Annotated in this window: 19 protein-coding genes; 14 read left to right on the top strand and 5 right to left on the bottom strand. The window is 60.6% G+C overall.

Annotated elements, in window-relative coordinates:
• Nucleotides 1-29 precede the first annotated feature (29 nt).
• Entirely contained in the window at nucleotides 30-1,145 is a 1,116-nt protein-coding gene (locus ACR0EZ_RS05655) for a THUMP domain-containing class I SAM-dependent RNA methyltransferase (protein ID WP_480611647.1), read from the bottom strand.
• Nucleotides 1,146-1,443: 298 nt separating this feature from the next.
• On the opposite strand from ACR0EZ_RS05655, the gene ACR0EZ_RS05650 reads away from it, so the two are divergent.
• Genes ACR0EZ_RS05650 through nqrF form a run of 6 tightly spaced genes read left to right on the top strand, consistent with a single transcriptional unit; the run spans nucleotide 1,444 to nucleotide 7,305 of the window.
• Nucleotides 1,444-2,787, top strand: a complete 1,344-nt coding sequence (locus ACR0EZ_RS05650; protein WP_480611646.1) for a Na(+)-translocating NADH-quinone reductase subunit A — start codon at nucleotides 1,444-1,446, stop codon at nucleotides 2,785-2,787.
• 6 nt (nucleotides 2,788-2,793) lie between these two features.
• The gene (locus ACR0EZ_RS05645; RefSeq protein ID WP_480611645.1) at nucleotides 2,794-4,002 is read left to right on the top strand and encodes an NADH:ubiquinone reductase (Na(+)-transporting) subunit B; all 1,209 of its coding nucleotides are present in this window, start codon (nucleotides 2,794-2,796) and stop codon (nucleotides 4,000-4,002) included.
• Nucleotides 3,995-4,810: a Na(+)-translocating NADH-quinone reductase subunit C gene (locus tag ACR0EZ_RS05640; protein ID WP_480611644.1), complete on the top strand. Its 816-nt coding sequence runs from the start codon at nucleotides 3,995-3,997 to the stop codon at nucleotides 4,808-4,810. Before ACR0EZ_RS05645 ends, ACR0EZ_RS05640 begins: the two co-directional genes overlap by 8 nt.
• Nucleotides 4,810-5,463, top strand: a complete 654-nt coding sequence (locus ACR0EZ_RS05635; RefSeq protein ID WP_170710614.1) for an NADH:ubiquinone reductase (Na(+)-transporting) subunit D — start codon at nucleotides 4,810-4,812, stop codon at nucleotides 5,461-5,463. The genes ACR0EZ_RS05640 and ACR0EZ_RS05635 overlap by 1 nt, the downstream gene beginning before the upstream one ends.
• Nucleotides 5,463-6,071 (top strand): NADH:ubiquinone reductase (Na(+)-transporting) subunit E, encoded by a 609-nt coding sequence (nqrE, locus tag ACR0EZ_RS05630; RefSeq protein ID WP_170389343.1) that lies wholly within the window; start codon nucleotides 5,463-5,465, stop codon nucleotides 6,069-6,071. Before ACR0EZ_RS05635 ends, nqrE begins: the two co-directional genes overlap by 1 nt.
• A gap of 10 nt (nucleotides 6,072-6,081) precedes the next feature.
• Nucleotides 6,082-7,305 carry an NADH:ubiquinone reductase (Na(+)-transporting) subunit F gene (nqrF, locus tag ACR0EZ_RS05625; protein ID WP_480611643.1) on the top strand — a complete coding sequence of 408 codons (1,224 nt, stop codon included), beginning with the start codon at nucleotides 6,082-6,084 and terminating at the stop codon, nucleotides 7,303-7,305.
• A 54-nt stretch (nucleotides 7,306-7,359) separates the two neighbouring features.
• On the opposite strand, the gene ACR0EZ_RS05620 is transcribed toward nqrF, so the two are convergent.
• Nucleotides 7,360-8,373, bottom strand: a complete 1,014-nt coding sequence (locus tag ACR0EZ_RS05620) for a GDP-mannose 4,6-dehydratase (protein WP_480611642.1) — start codon at nucleotides 8,371-8,373, stop codon at nucleotides 7,360-7,362.
• A gap of 128 nt (nucleotides 8,374-8,501) precedes the next feature.
• Between ACR0EZ_RS05620 and ACR0EZ_RS05615 the strand changes: the two genes are divergently transcribed.
• Nucleotides 8,502-9,257 (top strand): metallophosphoesterase family protein, encoded by a 756-nt coding sequence (locus ACR0EZ_RS05615; RefSeq protein ID WP_480611641.1) that lies wholly within the window; start codon nucleotides 8,502-8,504, stop codon nucleotides 9,255-9,257.
• A 39-nt stretch (nucleotides 9,258-9,296) separates the two neighbouring features.
• Here the strand turns inward: ACR0EZ_RS05615 and ACR0EZ_RS05610 are convergent, their stop codons facing one another.
• Nucleotides 9,297-9,821: a CBS domain-containing protein gene (locus ACR0EZ_RS05610; protein ID WP_480611640.1), complete on the bottom strand. Its 525-nt coding sequence runs from the start codon at nucleotides 9,819-9,821 to the stop codon at nucleotides 9,297-9,299.
• Between the two features lie 122 nt (nucleotides 9,822-9,943).
• Here ACR0EZ_RS05610 and ACR0EZ_RS05605 point away from each other — a divergent pair, with 122 nt between their 5' ends.
• The 7 genes from ACR0EZ_RS05605 (at nucleotide 9,944) to ACR0EZ_RS05575 (ending at nucleotide 17,314) form a co-directional block, all read left to right on the top strand.
• Nucleotides 9,944-10,129, top strand: a complete 186-nt coding sequence (locus ACR0EZ_RS05605) for a hypothetical protein (RefSeq protein ID WP_480611639.1) — start codon at nucleotides 9,944-9,946, stop codon at nucleotides 10,127-10,129.
• Between the two features lie 65 nt (nucleotides 10,130-10,194).
• Entirely contained in the window at nucleotides 10,195-11,220 is a 1,026-nt protein-coding gene (locus ACR0EZ_RS05600; RefSeq protein WP_480611638.1) for an FAD:protein FMN transferase, read from the top strand.
• 15 nt (nucleotides 11,221-11,235) lie between these two features.
• Complete coding sequence (gene nqrM, locus ACR0EZ_RS05595) at nucleotides 11,236-11,472, top strand: (Na+)-NQR maturation NqrM (RefSeq protein WP_480611637.1); 237 nt, start codon at nucleotides 11,236-11,238, stop codon at nucleotides 11,470-11,472.
• Between the two features lie 65 nt (nucleotides 11,473-11,537).
• On the top strand, nucleotides 11,538-13,208 hold the full coding sequence (locus ACR0EZ_RS05590) for a sulfatase-like hydrolase/transferase (protein WP_480611636.1): 1,671 nt from the start codon (nucleotides 11,538-11,540) through the stop codon (nucleotides 13,206-13,208).
• A gap of 120 nt (nucleotides 13,209-13,328) precedes the next feature.
• Nucleotides 13,329-14,846, top strand: a complete 1,518-nt coding sequence (gene gpmI / locus ACR0EZ_RS05585) for a 2,3-bisphosphoglycerate-independent phosphoglycerate mutase (protein WP_480611635.1) — start codon at nucleotides 13,329-13,331, stop codon at nucleotides 14,844-14,846.
• The gene (locus ACR0EZ_RS05580; RefSeq protein ID WP_480611634.1) at nucleotides 14,843-15,967 is read left to right on the top strand and encodes a murein hydrolase activator EnvC family protein; all 1,125 of its coding nucleotides are present in this window, start codon (nucleotides 14,843-14,845) and stop codon (nucleotides 15,965-15,967) included. The genes gpmI and ACR0EZ_RS05580 overlap by 4 nt, the downstream gene beginning before the upstream one ends.
• Nucleotides 15,968-15,973: 6 nt before the next feature.
• Complete coding sequence (locus tag ACR0EZ_RS05575) at nucleotides 15,974-17,314, top strand: S41 family peptidase (protein WP_480611633.1); 1,341 nt, start codon at nucleotides 15,974-15,976, stop codon at nucleotides 17,312-17,314.
• Nucleotides 17,315-17,357: 43 nt separating this feature from the next.
• Here ACR0EZ_RS05575 and ACR0EZ_RS05570 read toward each other — a convergent pair whose 3' ends face one another.
• On the bottom strand, nucleotides 17,358-18,884 hold the full coding sequence (locus ACR0EZ_RS05570) for an MFS transporter (protein ID WP_480611632.1): 1,527 nt from the start codon (nucleotides 18,882-18,884) through the stop codon (nucleotides 17,358-17,360).
• A gap of 78 nt (nucleotides 18,885-18,962) precedes the next feature.
• Nucleotides 18,963-19,322, bottom strand: a complete 360-nt coding sequence (locus ACR0EZ_RS05565) for a hypothetical protein (RefSeq protein WP_480611812.1) — start codon at nucleotides 19,320-19,322, stop codon at nucleotides 18,963-18,965.
• Nucleotides 19,323-19,331: the final 9 nt, after the last annotated feature.

Genomic DNA, 19,331 nt, shown 5'->3' with positions numbered 1-19,331 from the left:
TCCAAAAAAAAATGCGGTTCGTTCCCACGTCAGGGTAGCCCAGCCGTCTGGTACAGGCGGATTTTGGTGCCGCCGTGATCGACGACAGGTCCGGGGGGCAGAAGGGGCAGGCGGGTTGCGCGGGCCAGTGAGGGGTTGCTGGTCACGATCCCTGCACGCCAGCCGGAAAAACGCGACATCAAGGTTTTGCCCAGGCTGCCGTAGAGCGACCGCAGGCGCTTTTCGTCTCCGATCCGGGCGCCGTAGGGCGGGTTAACGATGACCAGGCCAGCGGGGCCTTCGGGCGGTTTGATGTCGCTGACGGAGCGCTGAGAAAAGCGGGCGATTTCCGCCACGCCTGCGTGTTGGGCGTTGGTTGAGGCGGCCTCAATCGCGCCTGCGTTTCTGTCAGAGCCATAAAAACGCTGATCAGGGGCCGGTGTCGGCGGCGCCTGGCGCAGGGTCTGCCACGCCTGCGGATCAAACCCGGCCAAATCCTCGAATGCAAAGCGGCGAGAGCGACCGGGGAAGAGCCCCGACGCAATCTCGGCGGCCTCGATCACGAAGGTGCCCGATCCGCACATCGGGTCCAGAACCGGCTCTGATCCGTCGAACCCGCAGTCGCGCAGGAACATGGCGGCCATGGTCTCGCGCATCGGGGCTTTGGCGACCGCCGGTTTGTGGCCGCGTTTGTGCAGGGGCTCGCCGGATGTATCCACGGAGAACGTGCACAGGTCTTTTTCGATGCGCAGAAGGACGCGCAGGTTGGCGTCGGGCGAGATCGGTGCACCAAGCGTTTCGGATATGGCCCGATCGATCCTCTGACGGGCAGCACCGGCGTGATAGATGCGGGATTTGCGGCTGGTGGCCTCGACCTTGACCGGAATATCGGGGCGCAGAAAGTCCGCCCAGGGGAATTTGCGTGCCCGTTTGTCCAGCTGGGCCAGATGCACCGCCGGGAAACTTCCCAGACGGACAAGAACTTTGTTGGCCCCGCGCAGGCACAGATTGGCGCGCCAGACTTCGGACCAGCCTCCGGTGCAGCTAACCCCGCCTGCGATGACCCTGGCCCCGGCGAATCCGTGCTGTTTGGCCTCGGCGCAAAGGGGGGCTTCCAGCCCTGGCGGTGCCACCAGGAAAATCTCAAATTCGTCAAAAGCGTTCATGGCTTTTGCTTACACCGGAAGCAAAACAGGTGCGACACGCTTTTTCGGGGTTGCTTTGCAGGTTTTGTAATAGGATCAGTATAAAGTGACCCGCTGCCGCTGGTTTCGGCGGTAACAGGTTTGCGTTTCGCAGCCTGTGCGCGTAAAGGGTCCGAGATCGGAGTAATGCCAGCGGATTCCGGCGGGTTTATGACGCATTTGCGTCCCGGTGAGCCAGACGATCCGCGCTATCTGGACGTCATGATCGCGTGGCGTACAATAGTTGGCGCAGGAAAGAGGCTTGGAAGACCGTAGCAAGATGCAAACTTTCAAACTGAAAAAAGGGTTGGAACTGCCGGTTCAGGGCGCGCCCGAACAGACGATCCAACCGGGCCCCGAGTTTTCCACCGTTGCGGTTCTGGGGTCGGATTACCTTGGGCTGAAGCCGCGCATGCTGGTGCAGGAAGGCGAGACGGTTCAGCGCGGTACGCCGCTTTTTTGCCACAAGGACGTGCCCGAGGCGATGATGGTTGCCCCCCTCAGCGGCAAGGTCGTGGCCATCAATCGCGGTGCGCGCCGCGTGCTGCGGAGCGTGGTGATCGAGGTCTCTGACCCGAACGATGCGGGCATCGACTTTTCTGGTGTCGGACATGCCGACAATGCCGAGGGTGTGGCCGAGAAGCTGTGCGCCGCCGGGCTGTGGACTGCGTTCCGCACGCGGCCCTATTCCAAGATGTCCGCGCCCGCAGATAAACCGGCAGCGATCTTTGTGACCGCGATGGACAGTGAACCGCTGGCGGCCGATGCGGCCGTGATCATTGCCGATGCGGGTGACGCTTTTGCGGCAGGTCTGGCTGCGGTCGCGAAACTGACCGAAGGCAAAACCTATCTGTGCCACAAGGACGGCGATGCCATTCCCGGCGCGGATGTCGCCGGTGTCGAAGCTGCTGCCTTTTCCGGGCCGCATCCGGCGGGGCTGGCAGGGACGCATATTCACTTCCTTGAACCGCTGGCGGGCGACAAGCAGGTCTGGACCATTGGCTATCAGGACGTGATCGCGATTGGCCGCCTGATGCAGACCGGGCATCTGGACCCGAACATCGTCGTTGCCCTGACCGGCCCCTGCGCGCGCCAGCCGCGTCTGATCCGGACGGTCATGGGGGCGTCGACCGACGACCTGACCCGCGACGAGGTCAATGTGAACGGAACCCCACGCGTCATCTCGGGCTCGATCCTGTCGGGGCAGCTTGCCGAGGGTCCGACCGCCTATCTGGGCCGGTTCGCGCGTCAGATCACCCTGATCCGCGAAGATCATGACCAGATCCCGATGGGCTGGATTCGTCCGATGCCGTCGAAATTCGCGGTGCAGCCTGTGCTGGGCTCGGCCTTTGCCAAAAAGCTCTATGCACTGACCAGCAACCTCAACGGCGGTCGCCGGGCGATGGTGCCGACCGGGACCTTTGAAGAGCTGATGCCGCAGGACTATCTGCCGACGCAATTGCTGCGCGCGCTGCTGGTCATGGACACGGACACCGCGCAGGCACTGGGCGCGTTGGAGTTGGATGAAGAGGATCTGGGCCTTGTGGGCTTTGCCTGTCCGGCGAAATATGAATACGGGCTGGCGCTGCGCGACTGCCTGACCAAGATTGAAAAGGAGGGCTGATCCGAAATGGGTTTGCGCAGCTTCTTCGATCGGATCGAGCCGAACTTTACCAAGGGCGGCAGGTACGAGAAGTATTTTCCCATCTACGAGATGGTGGAAAGCTTCATCTACACTCCGAAAACCGTAACCACCGCAGCGCCCCATGCGCGGTCTTATGTGGATATGAAGCGGATCATGACCTATGTCGTGATCGCCACGATCCCCTGCATTCTGTGGGGGATGTACAATACCGGTTATCAGGCCAACAGCGCGATTGCAGCACTTGGGCCGGACTCGGCAACCGGCTGGCGGATTGCGATCCTGCAGGCGTTTGGCATTTCGCTGAACCCTGCCAGCATCTTCGCCAACGTGATGCACGGGCTGATGTACTTCCTGCCGATCTACATCGTGACCCTGGTCGCGGGAGGGATATTCGAGGTCATCTTCGCCACAGTGCGCGGCCATGAGGTGAACGAGGGTTTCCTTGTCACCTCAATGCTTTACACGCTGATCATGCCTGCAACCGCGCCGCTTTGGCAGGTCGCGCTAGGCATTATATTCGGCGTTGTCATCGGTAAGGAAGTCTTTGGCGGCACCGGCAAGAACTTCCTGAACCCCGCGCTTGTCGGTCGGGCGTTCCTGTATTTCGCCTATCCCGCCAACATGTCGGGTGACGCGGTGTGGACTCCGGTCGACGGGTTCTCGGGCGCGACGGCTTTGTCCGTTTCCGCCTCGGACGGGTATCAGGCGCTGGCGGCGGATGGCATCACATGGTGGAATGCGTTCTTTGGGCAGATTCAGGGCAGCTTTGGCGAAACCTCGACACTGGCCTGCATGATCGGTCTGGCCTTCCTGCTGACCACGCGGATCGCCAATTACCGCCTGATCATTGGCTGTCTGGCGGGCACAATCGGCTTTACCCTGCTGCTGAACCTGATCGGGTCGGACACCAACCCGATGTTTGCGATGCCGTGGTACTGGCACATCGTGCTGGGCGGCTATGCCTTTGGTCTGGCCTTCATGGTGACCGAGCCGGTCTCGGCCAGCCACACCAACACGGGCCGCTATATCTATGGCGCGCTGATCGGTGTCATGGTTGTGATGATCCGCGTCATCAACCCGGCTTTCCCCGAGGGCATGATGCTGGCTATCCTGTTCGGCAACGTCTTTGCACCGCTGATCGACTATTTTGTCGTGCAGGCCAACATCAAACGGAGGGCGCGTCGCCATGTCTGATACGCAATCCAACGAACCGAAAGGCGCTTTGGCCAGGTTTCTGGCGGCCTCGCCGGATTCGGTCGGCAAGACGATCTTCATCGCCGTCGCCGTCTGTCTGGTGGCCTCGATGGTGGTGTCTGCTGCGGCTGTCAGCCTGCGCCCGGTGCAGGATGCCAACCGGCTGAAGGACAAGCAGGTTAACGTTCTGCAGGTGGCGGGTGTGTATGAACCCGGCATCGACGTAACCGAGGCTTTTGCCGCGTTCGAGCCGCATGTGCTGGAATTGTCCACCGGCGATTTCGTGGACGACCAATTCGATCCGGCCACCTTTGACGACATCGCAGCCGCCAGCGATCCGGACCTGAGCGTTGCGCTGGACGACGACCCGGCAGGCATTGGCCGCAAGTCGAAATACCGCGTGATTTATCTTTTGCGCGACGATGCGGGCGAGTTGGACAAAGTGATCCTGCCGCTGCACGGCTATGGCCTGTGGTCGACGCTCTATGGCTTCATCGCTCTGGAAAAGAATGGCAACGATATCTACGGCCTGCAGTTTTATCAGCATGGCGAAACCCCCGGCCTTGGGGCCGAGGTGGACAACCCGCGCTGGAAAGCGCTGTGGAGCGGCAAGAAACTGCGCGACGACGCGGGCGACTTGCAGATCACGGTCGCCAAATCGCAACCCGCTGCGGGCCCCGATTTCTATATCGATGCGCTTGCCGGGGCCACGCTGACGTCGGTCGGGGTCGATAACCTGGTGAAATTCTGGATGGGTGATGCGGGCTACGGTCCCTTCCTGGCCAAACTGCAAGCAGGAGAGTTCTGATGTCCCAGACCAAGAAAGAGATGCTGGTCGATCCGCTTGTCGACAACAACCCGATCACCCTGCAGGTGCTGGGCATCTGTTCGGCGCTGGCGGTGACATCCTCGTTGCAGGTATCGATGGTGATGGCGCTGGCGGTGATCTTCGTGACCTCGTTCTCGTCTTTCTTCATCTCATGCCTGCGCAACCAGATCCCCGGCTCGATCCGGATCATCGTGCAGATGGTGATAATCGCCTCGCTGGTGATCCTGGTGGACCAGATCCTCAAGGCCTATGCCTTCGAGATTTCCAAAACCCTGTCGGTCTTTGTGGGCCTGATTATCACCAACTGTATCGTGATGGGCCGGGCCGAGGCGTTTGCGATGAAGAACCCTCCGGTCGCGTCCTTCATCGACGGGATGGGCAACGGCATGGGCTACGGCCTGATCCTGCTGCTGGTCGGTTTCATTCGGGAACTGTTCGGCGCGGGGTCGCTGTTTGGCGTGACCATCCTGCAGACCGTGAACAATGGCGGCTGGTACGTGCCCAACGGCATGCTGCTGCTGCCTCCGTCGGCGTTCTTCATCATCGGGCTGATCATCTGGGCCTTCCGCACATGGAAGCCGAACCAGGTGGAAGAACGTGAATACAAAATCCAGCAGGTAGAGGCGCACTGATGGAAGGTCTGATTTCACTGGCCGTAAAGGCCATCTTTGTCGAAAATCTTGCGCTCAGCTTCTTTCTGGGGATGTGTACCTTCATCGCCGTGTCCAAGAAGATTTCCACCGCGCTGGGTCTGGGGATTTCGGTCATGGTGGTGCAGGCGATCACCGTGCCTACCAACAACCTGCTGCTGAACTACCTGTTGAAACCGGGCGCGCTGTCCTGGGCCGGGTTCCCGGATGTGGACCTGACCTTCCTTGGCCTGATCTCGTATATCGGCGTGATCGCGGCGATGGTCCAGATCCTCGAGATGATCCTCGATAAATACTTCCCGCCGCTTTACAACGCGCTGGGGATTTTCCTGCCGCTGATCACGGTGAACTGCGCCATTCTGGGCGGCTCGCTGTTCATGGTGGAACGAGACTACAACTTTGCCGAGGCCGCGACCTATGGCCTGTCGTCGGGCTTTGGCTGGGCGCTGGCGATCACCGCGATGGCGGGCGTTCGGGAAAAGCTGAAGTATTCGGACATTCCCGACGGCCTGCAGGGCTTGGGTATCACCTTCATCACCGCTGGGCTGATGGCGATGGCCTTCATGTCCTTCTCGGGCGTGAAACTGTAAGGAGGCGTTGATGGAAACTTTTACCCTGGGCGTCGCGCTTTTCACCCTGATCGTGATTGGACTGGTGGCGATCATCATGGCCGCGCGCTCGCGTCTGGTGTCGACCGGCAACGTCAACATCACCATCAACGGCGAGAAAACCGTATCAGTTCCGGCGGGTGGCAAACTGCTGCAAACGCTGGCGGCCGAGAAACTCTTTGTCCCCTCCGCTTGCGGTGGCGGTGGCACCTGCGCACAGTGCCGGGTGCGCGTGCATTCGGGCGGCGGCTCGATCCTGCCGACCGAGGAAAGCCATATCACGAAGCGCGAAGCCGCCTGCGGCGACCGCCTGTCCTGTCAGGTTGCGGTCAAGCAGGACATGGATATCGAGGTTCCCGAAGAGGTCTTTGGCGTCAAGAAATGGGAATGCACGGTGCGTTCGAACGAGAACGTGGCGACCTTCATCAAGGCCCTGACGCTGGACCTGCCGGAAGGCGAGGATGTGAATTTCCGCGCCGGTGGCTATATCCAGATCGAAGCGCCCGCGCACCAGCTGGCCTATACCGATTTCGACGTCGAAGAGGAATATCGCGAAGACTGGGACCGCTTTAACCTGTGGCAGTACAAGTCCGTCGTAGGCGAACCCATCGAGCGCGCCTATTCGATGGCGAACTATCCGGATGAGAAGGGCATGATCATGCTGAACGTCCGCGTGGCCTCGCCGCCTCCGGGCTCTGACGGTATCCCGCCGGGTCAGATGTCGTCCTATATCTTCAACCTGAAACCGGGCGACAAGGTCACGATCTCGGGTCCGTTTGGCGAATTCTTCGCCCGTGAGACGGAAAAAGAGATGGTGTTCATCGGCGGTGGTGCCGGCATGGCGCCGATGCGCAGTCACATCTTCGACCAGCTCAAACGCCTTGAGAACCGCAACCGCAAGATCAGCTTCTGGTACGGCGCGCGCTCGAAGAAAGAGATGTTCTTTGTCGAGGATTTCGACACGCTGGCCAAAGAGTTCGACAATTTCGAATGGCATGTGGCGCTGTCGGACGCGCAGCCCGAGGATGACTGGAAAGGCTATACCGGCTTCATCCACAATGTGCTGTTCGAGGAATACCTCAAGAACCATCCCGCGCCCGAGGATTGCGAATATTACATGTGTGGCCCGCCAATCATGAACCAGTCGGTCATCAACATGCTGCTGGATCTGGGCGTGGACCGCGAAGACATCATGCTCGACGATTTCGGCGGGTAAAAAACAAGAAACCGGCGCACCCTGCGCCGGTTTTCTTTTGCGGGAAGTGCCCGCTTATTTCCCGTAATAGTCGCGATACCATTCTACGAATTCTTTAATCCCGTCCTTGAATTCGGTCTGCGGTCGATAGCCGGTCAGGCGTTGCAACAGGCTGTTGTCGGCCCATGTTGCCGGAACGTCGCCCATCTGCATCGGCATGTAATTGCGGATGGCTTTCTGGCCGACCGCCTCTTCGATGGCTTCGATGAAGTCCATCAGACGGACCTTCTCTCCGTTGCCGATATTCACGATGCGATAGGGCGCGATGGGGGACAGGCTGTCGCCCTCTTCGATCTCATCGCTGCTGGCAGGCCGAACAGGAGGGGTGTCGATCAACAGCCGGATGCCCCGCACCAGATCCTCGACATGGGTAAAGTCGCGATACATGTCGCCGTGATTGTAGATATCGATCGGACGCCCGTCCAGAATAGCCGCGACGAACTTGAAATAGGCCAGATCGGGCCGCCCCCAGGTGCCATAGACGGTGAAGAACCTAAACATCGTTGTCGGCAGGTCCCAAAGGTGGGCATAGGAATGCCCCATCGCCTCGTTCGCCTTTTTGGTCGCGGCGTAGATGGTCAGTTGATTGTCGACCTTCTGAACCTCGGTAAAGGGCATATCCTCGCTGGCCCCATAGATGGATGAGGTCGAGGCCATCAGCAGGTGATTAACCTTATGCTGCCGCGCAACCTCCATCACGTTGAACGTGCCCACAACGTTCGAGTCGATATAGCTGCGCGGATGTTCAAGGCTGTAGCGCACCCCGGCCTGCGCGGCGAGGTGGACGATGACATCGGGCTGAATCTCATCGGCGACCTGCATCAGGCGGTCGTGGTTTTCCAACAGGTCCTCGGTTGCCGAAAAGCCCGGCGTTTGCATCAGCATCTGGTGCCGACGCTGCTTGAGGGTAACGTCGTAGTAATCGGTCATCCCGTCATAGCCATGAACGCGGAAGCCATCGGCCAGCAGCAATCTGGCCAGATGAAACCCGATAAAGCCCGCAGTGCCCGTAACCAAAACCCGTTTCATACAACCCTCTGCGCGCTGATCTGATAAATGAACTCCCTTGGTGACAGTCATATCAGACGCCTACGGGCCTTCAATCGAAACGATTGCCAATTGTGGCTGCAGTCGGGGCCGGGTAGGGATAGGCCCGCATGGTGAAAGACTGGATCAAAGGGCTTTTGGCAAAACGCCAAACGCAGGACGCGGATGATGACCTGTCCGCAATCGCTCCGGATGAGCGATTCTATGCGGTGGGGGACATCCATGGCCGTCTTGATCTGTTGCAGGCGATCTTGAGCCGCATGGACAGCGATTGCCGTATGGTTTTTGTGGGCGACTATATCGACCGGGGCGAGTACAGCGCGCAGGTCTTGCGCCAGTTGCATCACCTGAGCGAAACCTCGGGCGGGCGCGTCATCTGCCTGCTGGGCAACCACGAAGAAATGCTGCTGCGCTTTCTCGAAGGCCCCGAACAGGTCGGCGGGCTGTGGTTCCGCAATGGCGGGCTGCAAACGCTGGCCTCTTTCGGGATCAAGGATGCGACCCCCGAGGACAACGCCGCCGCGATGGCCGCGCAGTTACGGCATGCCATGGGTGAGGCGCTGGTCACGTGGCTGTCGGACCGCCCGCTGATCTGGTCCAGCGGCAATGTCTCGGTCGTGCACGCGGCACTGGACCCGGGAAGGGCGATTGACGATCAACCCCGGCAGACCTGCCTGTGGGGGCGGCCGCATTATTCGCGGGCGCGCAGGGCAGACGGTCAATGGGTCGTGCATGGTCATACGATAGTGGATCAGGCGCGGGTTGCGCGGGGTGTCATCTCAATCGACACCGGCGCTTTTGCCACCGGTCGCCTGACAGCAGCCGAAATCTTCTCTGGCGGTGTCCGGTTCACATCAACCCGCTGACCGGCCAAAGGGGCCGGTCGCCGATGGTCGCGTCAGGAATTAACCGACGATCATCTGCTTCATGCGCAGGGCTTCGTATTCAAGTTCCTTTAACCGGAAATGCACGACATCACCGATGGTGATCACGCCGCAAAGGTTGCCATCTTTCAGAACCGGCATGTGGCGAAAACGGCCTTCGGTCATGGTTTTCAGCACGTCATTCAGCAGATCGTCCGGGGTGCAAGATTTGACCTCTTTGGTCATCAGTTCCTCGACCGCCTGCGGCAGGGTCTGACCCGGCGTATCCGCCATGCGCCGCACGATGTCACGTTCCGACAGGATGCCCTGCAGGGCACCGTTCTGATCGGTCACGACCACGGCACCGATCCGCTTTTCCTTGAGCGTATTCACCACGGAATGGATCGTATCATTGGGACGTACCGAGAAAACCGCATCCCCCTTACCATCAAGCAGCTTTGCCACGGTCGTTTGCGCATGCGACAGGTTCGATTCCGTCGATTGGCTGTAGGTTGTCTTGTCAGCCTTGTCGCCGCGCGATGGGGACTGGTAAGAGCTTGGAGCCATTGGCACTCTCCTCCTTGTACTTCAAAGTCTTTCCCTTTCACCTTAGCGCAGCTAAACGACCTGTATAGGGTGCAAATGCCCGGATCGGTGAAATCCGCCGCTTATCAAGGATACGCAAGGCTTTGAACGACCTCTACCTGACCCCGCCGCTGGCTGTGCTGATCTTCTTTGTGGTGGTCGTTTGCGGCCATAATTTCCGCAAACTGTGGAAACAGCAGCCGCCGGGATGGCGGAAACGGGCCTGGCTGTTCGGGGTACCGGCGGGGATCGGCTTGCTCGCACTGGGTTTTCTGCCGCTCAAGCTGTGACGCCGGTTTGACTCTGACCCGGGGCGCTGGCATATGCCGGGCACGGATTTTCCAGGAGACCCCCGATGCGACTAGTGCCGTTGCTGGCCCTCGCCACACTTGTTTCCGGCTGCCTGTTCGGTAAGGAACCCGACGTGGTCCGCCTGTCGGGCGAAACGATGGGAACAACCTTCAACATCACCGCCATTGGCGAGGATCTGGACGCCGACGCGCTTGCTCGGGCCGTTGATCAGACACTGGCCGACGTCAACGCCAAGATGTCCAACTGGGACCCGAATTCCGAGGTTTCGACCTTTTCTGCCGCCGCCAGCACCGCCCCGATGCCGGTCTCAGCCGAGTTTGCAGTGGTGATGGCTGCCGCGAATGAGGTGCACGAAAAGACCGGCGGTACTTTCGATGTGACGCTGGGCCCGCTGATTGAGCTTTGGGGCTTCGGTCCGCGCAAACCGGAAGATCCGGTGCCGTCCGACGCCGATATTGCCGCCGCACTGAATGGTGTCGGGCAGGCCCGGTTGCTGACGCTGGACGCCGAGGCCGGGACACTGGCGAAATCCGACCCCGCGGTTGGGATCAACCTGTCGGCCATTGCGAAAGGCTACGGTATCGACGCCGTGGCCGAGACCCTGCAAGAGGCTGGGATCGAGGACTATCTGGTCGAGATCGGCGGAGACCTGGTGTCCAAAGGGCAAAACGATCAGGGTGAGGCATGGCGGATCGGCATCGAAAAGCCCGAGCCCGGCGCGCAAAGCGTTCAGTTGATCGTGTCGCTGGACAATCGCGGCATGGCAAGCTCGGGCGATTACAAGAATTTCTTCGAACAGGATGGTGTGCGCTATTCCCACATCATCGACCCCACCACCGGGCGTCCGATTACGCATCGCACGACCTCGGTCACGGTTCTGGCCGAAAATGCGATGATGGCCGATGCCTGGGCGACGGCGATGCTGGCACTGGGGCAGGAAAAGGGCATGGAACTGGCCGAAGAGCATAAACTTGCCGTGTATTTCATCGCGCGGGATGTGACAGGCGGCGAAGATGCGTATATTACGATGCACAGCACCGCGTTCAAAGACGCGCTTGGCACCAACTGACTGGCAGGACCCAAGATGAGCACCTTTATTCTGGCCTTCATACTGCTAGCCCTTGTCATGGTGGGCATGTCGCTGGGTGTGATGCTGATGGGCAAGACCATCAAGGGCAGCTGCGGCGGTCTGAACGCGATCTCGGGTGCGGATAAATGTGTGGTCTGCCAAAAGGATGTCGATCCCGACAGCCCGCTGCGCGACCAGCTTCAATGCAAGCGCGCCAGGAAAATGCTGGAACGGATGGAGCGTCAGACCTAATCGGCATTTGCGCTGCCCGAACGGAATTGGCTAGATAGCACCGGACCACTCGGGAGGGGGCGCAATTGGCCAAAGCCAGAAATATCCTGTTCATCATGTTCGACCAGCTGCGCTGGGACTATCTGAGTTGTTACGGGCATCCGCATCTGCACACTCCGAATATCGACCGGCTGGCGGCGAAAGGCGTCCGGTTCAACCGCGCTTACATCCAGTCGCCGATCTGCGGCAGTTCCCGGATGTCCACCTATACCGGGCGTTATGTGCATTCGCATGGGGCGTCCTGGAACGGCATTCCGCTGAAAGTTGGCGAGATCACGATGGGCGACCATCTGCGCAAGGCCGGGATGGATTGCTGGCTGGTCGGCAAGACCCATATGCGCGCGGATGCCGAAGGCATGGCCCGTTTGGGTCTGGAACCCGACAGCCTGATTGGGGCCCGCGTTGCCGAATGTGGCTTCGACGTATTCGAACGGGATGACGGCATGCTGCCCGAGGGGCCGGATGGCTATTACGACCCGGATGGGGCGAAGGAATACAACAAGTTCCTGAAAGCCAAGGGCTATGAAAGCGACAACCCCTGGCACGATTTTGCCAATTCCGGGCTGGATGCGGATGGCAACGTTCTGTCCGGCTGGTTCCTGAAAAGCGCATCCGAGCCAGCAAATATCGCCGAAGAGGACAGCGAAACCCCCTATCTGACCGGGCGCGGCATCGATTTCATGGAAACCCATGACGGCCCGTGGTGCTGCCACCTGAGTTTTATCAAGCCGCATTGGCCCTACATCGTGCCCGAGCCCTATGCCTCGATGTATGGTCCCGACCACGTTTTGCCGGTGGTCCGGTCCGAGACGGAACGCCAGAATGCGCATCCGGTGCTCAAGGCGTTCATGGATACCAAGGTCGGGCAGGCGTTCTCGCGGGAAGATGTGCGTGAGGCGGTGATCCCCGCCTATATGGGCCTGATCAAACAGGCGGACGACCAGATGGGGCGGCTGTTCGACTGGATGGAACAGACCGGGCGGATGGACGACACGATGATTGTCCTGACCTCGGACCACGGAGACTTTCTGGGCGATCACTGGATGGGGGAAAAGACCTTCTTCCACGATGCGTCGACCAGGATGCCGCTGATCATCTACGATCCCTCGCCCGAGGCGGATGCCACACGCGGTACGGTCAGCGATGCGCTGGTGGAATCCATCGATCTGGCGCCCACATTTGTCGATACCGCCGGCGGAGAGGTGGCGACGCATATTCTGGAAGGGCATTCCTTGCTGCCGATCCTGCACGGGCAGGCCGACGACCTGCCCCGCGACGTGGTGATCTGCGAATACGATTACTCGGGCTCGCCGATTGCGGATGTGCTGAACGCCTCGGTCCGCGATGCGGTGATGTTCATGGTGGCGAACAGGAAATGGAAGCTGATCCATTGCGAAGGCGGCCACCGGCCGATCCTGTTCGATCTGGAAAACGACCCGGATGAACTGACCGATCTGGGCGACAGCGCCGAGCACGCCGAAGTCATTGCCGAGATGTATGAGCATCTGTTCGCCTGGACCCGCCGCGCGTCGCAGCGCACCACGCGGTCCGAGCAGCAACTGATCGAAATGCGGACAAAAAGCCGGGGCAGGGGGATCGTTCTGGGGGTCTATGATGAAAACGATACGCTGCTGGACCTGACGGTCAAATACCGCAATCGCAAGGCGCGACCCTACAAGAGCTACCTCAAGGACTGACGCTTCAATCCCTGCCGGATTCCGGTTTGATTAAATCTGCGCCAATCGTGGCAAAGACGGTTCACCCTCTGGCGGGCAAGCGATAGAAGATGGGCGCAGAGCAGTAACCGGAGACATTCAATGACCGCCCCGAAACCCGTTGTCCTGTGCATTCTCGATGGTTGGGGCCTGTCGGACGATGCAACGGCCAACGCGCCTTATCTGGCGAAAACGCCGACCTTTGACGCGATTATGGCCAATGGCCCGCATGCCACTCTGATCACCCACGGCCCGGATGTGGGCCTGCCCAGCGGTCAGATGGGCAATTCCGAAGTCGGCCATACCAATATCGGCGCGGGCCGGGTTGTGGCGATGGATCTGGGGCAGATCGATCTGGCGATCGAGGATGGTTCTTTCTTCGATAACGCTGCGCTGCAGGATTTCATTGCCAGGGTGAAGGCTGCGGGCGGCACGGCGCATGTGATGGGGCTGGTCTCGGACGGGGGTGTGCACGGGCATCTGAATCACACCGTTGCGGCAGCCAGGGCGATCACCGATGCGGGCGTGCAGGTGGCCTTGCACGCGGTGACGGACGGGCGCGATGTGGCCCCGAAATCGGCCTTTACCTATATCGCGGAACTTGAGGATCGGTTGCCCAAGGGGGCCAGGATTGTCACCGTATGCGGGCGCTATTTTGCAATGGACCGCGACAACCGCTGGGACCGGATCAGTGAAGCCTATGCCGCCATGATCAAAGGGCAGGGTCGTGCTGTCAGCACCGCGCATGATGCGGTGGATCATGCCTATAACCAGTCCGAGACCGACGAATTCATCGCGCCCACCGTGTTGGGCGACTATGGCGGTGTCCGGGACGGGGACGGGTTCTTCTGCCTCAACTTCCGCGCCGACCGCGCGCGCGAGATTTTGCGCGCGATTGGTGAGCAGGGTTTTTCCGATTTCGATACCGGACCGCGCCCGAACCTGTCCGCGCTGCTGGGCATGGTCGAATATTCCGACGGCCATAACGCCTATATGACCACGGTTTTTCCCAAACGCGCCATCGTGAACACGCTGGGCGAATGGGTCGCCAAACAGGGCCTGCGACAGTTCCGGCTGGCCGAAACTGAGAAATACCCGCATGTCACATTTTTCCTCAACGGCGGCAAAGAGGCCCCGGAAGAGGGCGAAGACCGGTACATGCCGAAATCGCCAAAAGTGGCGACCTATGACCTGCAGCCCGAGATGTCGGCCCCTGAGGTCACGGCGAAATTTGTCGAAGCCATCGGGGCCGGCTATGACCTGATCGTCACCAACTACGCCAACCCGGATATGGTTGGACACTCCGGCGACTTGCAGGCCGCGATCAAGGCCTGTGAGGCTGTGGATCAGGGATTGGCGCAGGTTGTTGCCGCGCTGGACAAGGCCGGAGGTGCGATGATCGTCACCGCCGATCACGGGAATTGCGAGATGATGGTCGACCCCGAAACCGGCGGGCCGCATACGGCGCATACGCTGAACCCGGTGCCGGTAGCGCTGGTCGGAGGCCCCGAAGGCGCGCAGTTGCGCAACGGGCGCCTGTCGGATCTGGCCCCGACGCTGCTGGACCTGATGGGCCTGCCCAAACCACCCGAAATGACCGGCGAGAGCCTGTTGTCATGAGGTTTGCGGTTCTGGCTGTCTCACTTCTTCTCGCGGGTCCCGCGCAAGCTGATTCTTCGCGGGCCGCGCTTGAGGCGGCGGCGCTGTTGGAACAGGCCTCGGTTTCGCTGACCGAAGCCGAAGGGGCCCGCGACCGGGTGCGCGCCCTGACCGAAACGGTTCAGGCCTATGAGGCCGGTCTGAGTGCCATGCGCGCTGGGTTGCGCAAGGCCGCAACGCGCGAGGCGCAACTGACCGCCGAACTGCGTGCGAAAGAAAAAGACGTGGCTCAGTTGCTGGGCGTGCTGCAAACCATCGAAACCACCGCCCCGCCGGTCTTGATGCTGCACCCCTCGGGCCCGTTGGGGGCGGCGCGGGCGGGCATGATGCTGTCCGAAGTCACGCCGGGCCTGAACGCCAGGGCCGAAGCGCTGGCGCGGGACCTGCAGGAAGTGCAGACCCTGCGCCTGTTGCAACAGGATGCAGCCGACACCCTGACCGAAGGTTTAAGCGGCGTTCAGGACGCCCGCACCCGGCTGAGCGAAGCCATAGCCGATCGGACCGACCTTCCCCGGCGCTTTGTCGAAGACCCGGTGCGCACGGCGATCCTGATCTCTTCCACGGAAACGCTGGACGGGTTTGCCAGCGGGCTGGCTGAAATCTCGGAAGGTGAGATCGCCTCGACCGATGCCAGCATAACCGGCAGCAAGGGCGAGGTGCCTCTACCAGTACAGGGCATCCTGCTGCATGGCGCGGGTGAAACCGACGCGGCCGGGGTGACCCGCCCCGGTCTGGTGCTTGGAACGCGCCCGCGCGCGCTGGTAACCTCGCCCACGGCAGCCACGATTCGTTATCGCGGCCCGCTTCTGGATCTGGGGAATCTGGTGATCCTGGAACCTCAACCCGATCTTTTATTCGTCTTTTCAGGCCTGCAGGAGGTTTATGGTGAGCCGGGGCAGGTGATCCCCAAGGGCACGCCCGTGGGTCTTATGCCGGGCAAAACGCCGGAAATCGGCGCAATATTGTCAACAACCAGTGATGGCACTGGAACTGACCGGTCAGAAACGCTCTATATAGAGGTAAGACAGAACAACAGCCCCGTGGACCCGGAATCGTGGTTTCGGACCAGCAAGGATGGATAAACGAGTATGAAGAAATTTGTTATGGCCGGTGTGGCCGGAACCGTGGCAGGCATCATCGCAACCACTCAGATCGCAGGGCCCCTGCTGGCGCAGGAGGCCGCAAGCAAGGCCAGCGTCTATCAGCAACTGGACCTGTTCGGTGACATCTTCGAACGTATCCGCAGCCAATATGTCGAAGAGGTCGAGCCCGAAGAACTGATCGAGGCTGCCATTGACGGTATGCTGACCTCGCTGGACCCGCATTCCAGCTATCTGTCGCCCGATGACGCAGAACAGATGCGCGTGCAAACGCGGGGCGAGTTCGGCGGGCTGGGCATCGAAGTCACGCAGGAAGAGGGCTTTGTCAAAGTCGTTTCGCCTATCGATGACACGCCTGCCGCCGCTGCGGGGATCGAGGCCGGGGATTTCATCACCCATGTGGATGGCGAAAGCATTCTGGGCCTGACGCTGGACAAGGCGGTCGATCTGATGCGCGGGCCTGTCGGGTCCGAGATTGTGATCACCGTCGTGCGCGAAGGTGAACCGGAGCCGTTCGATGTGACCATCATCCGTGACACCATCAAACTGACCGCCGTTCGCGCCCGCACGCAGGGCACCAGCGTTGTGTTGCGCGTCACCACCTTCAACGACCAGACCTTCCCGAACCTGCAGGAAGGGCTGGAAGAACAGATCACCGAGGCCGGCGGGATCGAGAAGGTCAACGGCTTCGTGCTGGACCTGCGCAACAATCCGGGCGGTCTGCTGACGCAGGCCATCAAGGTCTCTGACGCGTTCCTGAACGAAGGCGAAATCGTCTCGACCCGCGGCCGCGACCCCGAAGAAGGCGAGCGGTACAACGCGACGCCGGGCGATCTGGCGGAGGGCAAGCCGATTGTGGTGCTGATCAATGGCGGCTCTGCGTCTGCGTCGGAGATTGTGGCCGGTGCGCTGCAGGATCATCGCCGTGCCATCGTCGTGGGAACAAAGAGCTTTGGCAAAGGGTCTGTTCAGACCGTGATGCCCCTGCGCGGCGACGGTGCGATGCGCCTGACCACCTCGCGCTATTACACCCCGTCGGGCCGTTCGATCCAGTCGCTGGGCGTCAGCCCCGACATCATCGTCGAACAGCCGCGCCCGGCACCCGAGCCGGAAGAGGAAGAATCCAACCGGCCCTCCCGGTCCGAGGCAGACCTGCGCGGCAGCCTGAATAATGACAGCCTGAGCGAGGATGAAATCCGCCAGATCGAGGAAGACCGCGCCAAGGCCGAAGAAACCGCGGAATTGCGGGAGGAGGATTACCAACTGGCCTATGCCATCGACATCCTCAAGGGTCTGTCGGCCTTCAACCCGAACGGGCCATCACAGTAAAATCACAGGGCCGCGAATGACGCGGCCCTTTCCTTTTTTCGCGTCAGCTTTCGACCTTGTGCAGCTTTTCCTCATCCAACATGAAGGCCAGCAGGATACCAACCGAAACCGAGATGGTCGAAAACACGAAGGCCATGCTCATGCCGCTGTCGAACGCGGCGGCGGTGGCGGTTTTGACTTTTTCGACCTCCTCGGGTCCCAGTTTCTGCAGCACCGCACGGGCCGAGTCGGTGCTGAGCGTGCCGCCATTGATGGCCTTTTGATCGGCCTCTGACAGGTCGACGCCAGCAGCGCTCAGGTTTTCCCGCAGGCTGGACCGACTGACCACGTACATGATGGCCGTGGCAAAGGCGACCGAGATCGCGCCATAGACCAGATGGACCATGAAGCTCAGGCCCCCCACCAGCCCCGCGCGTTCGGGTTTGACGGCGCAGACAGCCGCAGTGCCCGAGGGGCCAACCGTCAGCGTTGCGCCCAGCCCGATCATCGCCATGCCGGGCAGTATCCGGAAATACCCCAGCCCGCTGGGCATCACGATCATGCTGGCTGACCCTATGGCGGCGATCAGATAACCCCAGAGCAACAGCCGTTTGGGCCCGAAATCGTTATAGAGCGTGCCGGACACAATGGACCCAACCGCCAGCAACATCGTCAGCGGTGCTAATCCCAGTGCCGATTCAAATGTCGACCAGCCCAGAACCTTTTGCATGTATTGCGGGAAATACAGCAACCCGACAAAAGCCGCCGAGACGTTGAACATATTCAGGCCCAGCGTGATGCGAAACTCGCGGTTTCGCATCATCTGGGGCAGCAGCAGCGGTTCCTTGACCCGTTTTTCGATCCTTGGGAACAGAAGGAACAAAAACGCGCTGACGAAGAACAGCAGCAGCAGCGGAACCGAGGTCCAGCCCCAATCCGCACCCACATCCAGCCCGTAGAGCAGCAGCAGAACCGCGAACGACAGGATGGCCATACCCGCGAAATCAATGTGCTCGCCCTGTTTGTGATGCGTCTCACGCTTCATCAGCAACAGGGCGGTGGCCATCGAGATGCAGGAAAACACCACATTGGCCAGGAAGAAGTACCGCCACTCGCCAAGGTTCACGGCAAGCCCGCTGATCATCGGGCCAAAGACGTTGCCGGTGGTCACACCCGCCAGAATAAGGCCCATGACCAGGGCCCGGTGTTCCGGCTTCGAGACTTTCGTGGCCCCAAAGGCCAATGTGCAGGGCCAGACACAGCCTGCGCCGATCCCCTGCAAGGCACGCGCGCCGACCAGAAAGTCCAGGCTGGGCGACACGAAACACATGATCGACGAAAACAAAAAGATCGACAGGCCGATGATCATCACCTTCCGGTGGCCGTACATGTCGCCAAGGCGGCCCCCGGCAACCATGGTCATGGCAAAGAACAGGGCGTAGATGTTCAGGACCCATTGGGTGCTGGTGATGTCGGCGTTGAAAGAGTTTTCGATGGCCGGGACCAGCATCAGCGCACCGGTAAAGTCGATGCCGATGCCAAAGCCAGTCACCATCAGAGCGATGACTTTGATGATGCTGTTGCGGTCCATTGCTGCACCCAATCTGTTCTGGATGCCTGAATGATGCACTAAAACGGCTGAAATAACAGAGAAATGAGGCGGCGGCGCTTAGTCGCCCGCGTTGCAGTTCCGCCGAAACGCCCGTTTGAGCATATCCAGTTCGGCGCGCAACAGCGCGACCTCGGCCCGCAGATCGTCGGCGGCGGGGGCGCCGGCGATCACGGTGAAATCCGCCAGTTTGCGGGTCGAGGCGGTATCGATGACAACAAAGCTGTGCACGCCTTCGGACAGGGCGGTTACCGGCACGGGCACAGTCAGGGTCCAGCCGGTGTCGGCGGGTGACAGGTCCACACCCTCCAACGCCTCGCCGAGATAGCGAACCTCGATGCTGGGTTGCGCATCGGACTGAAGATGACCCTGCCACAGGCCGTTTTCGAACCGGGTGAGCGTTAATGTCGGCTGCGTCATGTCAGGCTG

The organism is Ruegeria sp. AK4 (genome assembly GCF_056541025.1).
Note: the sequence above shows the minus strand (reverse complement) of the source record. Positions and strands in the feature narration are given on the sequence as shown.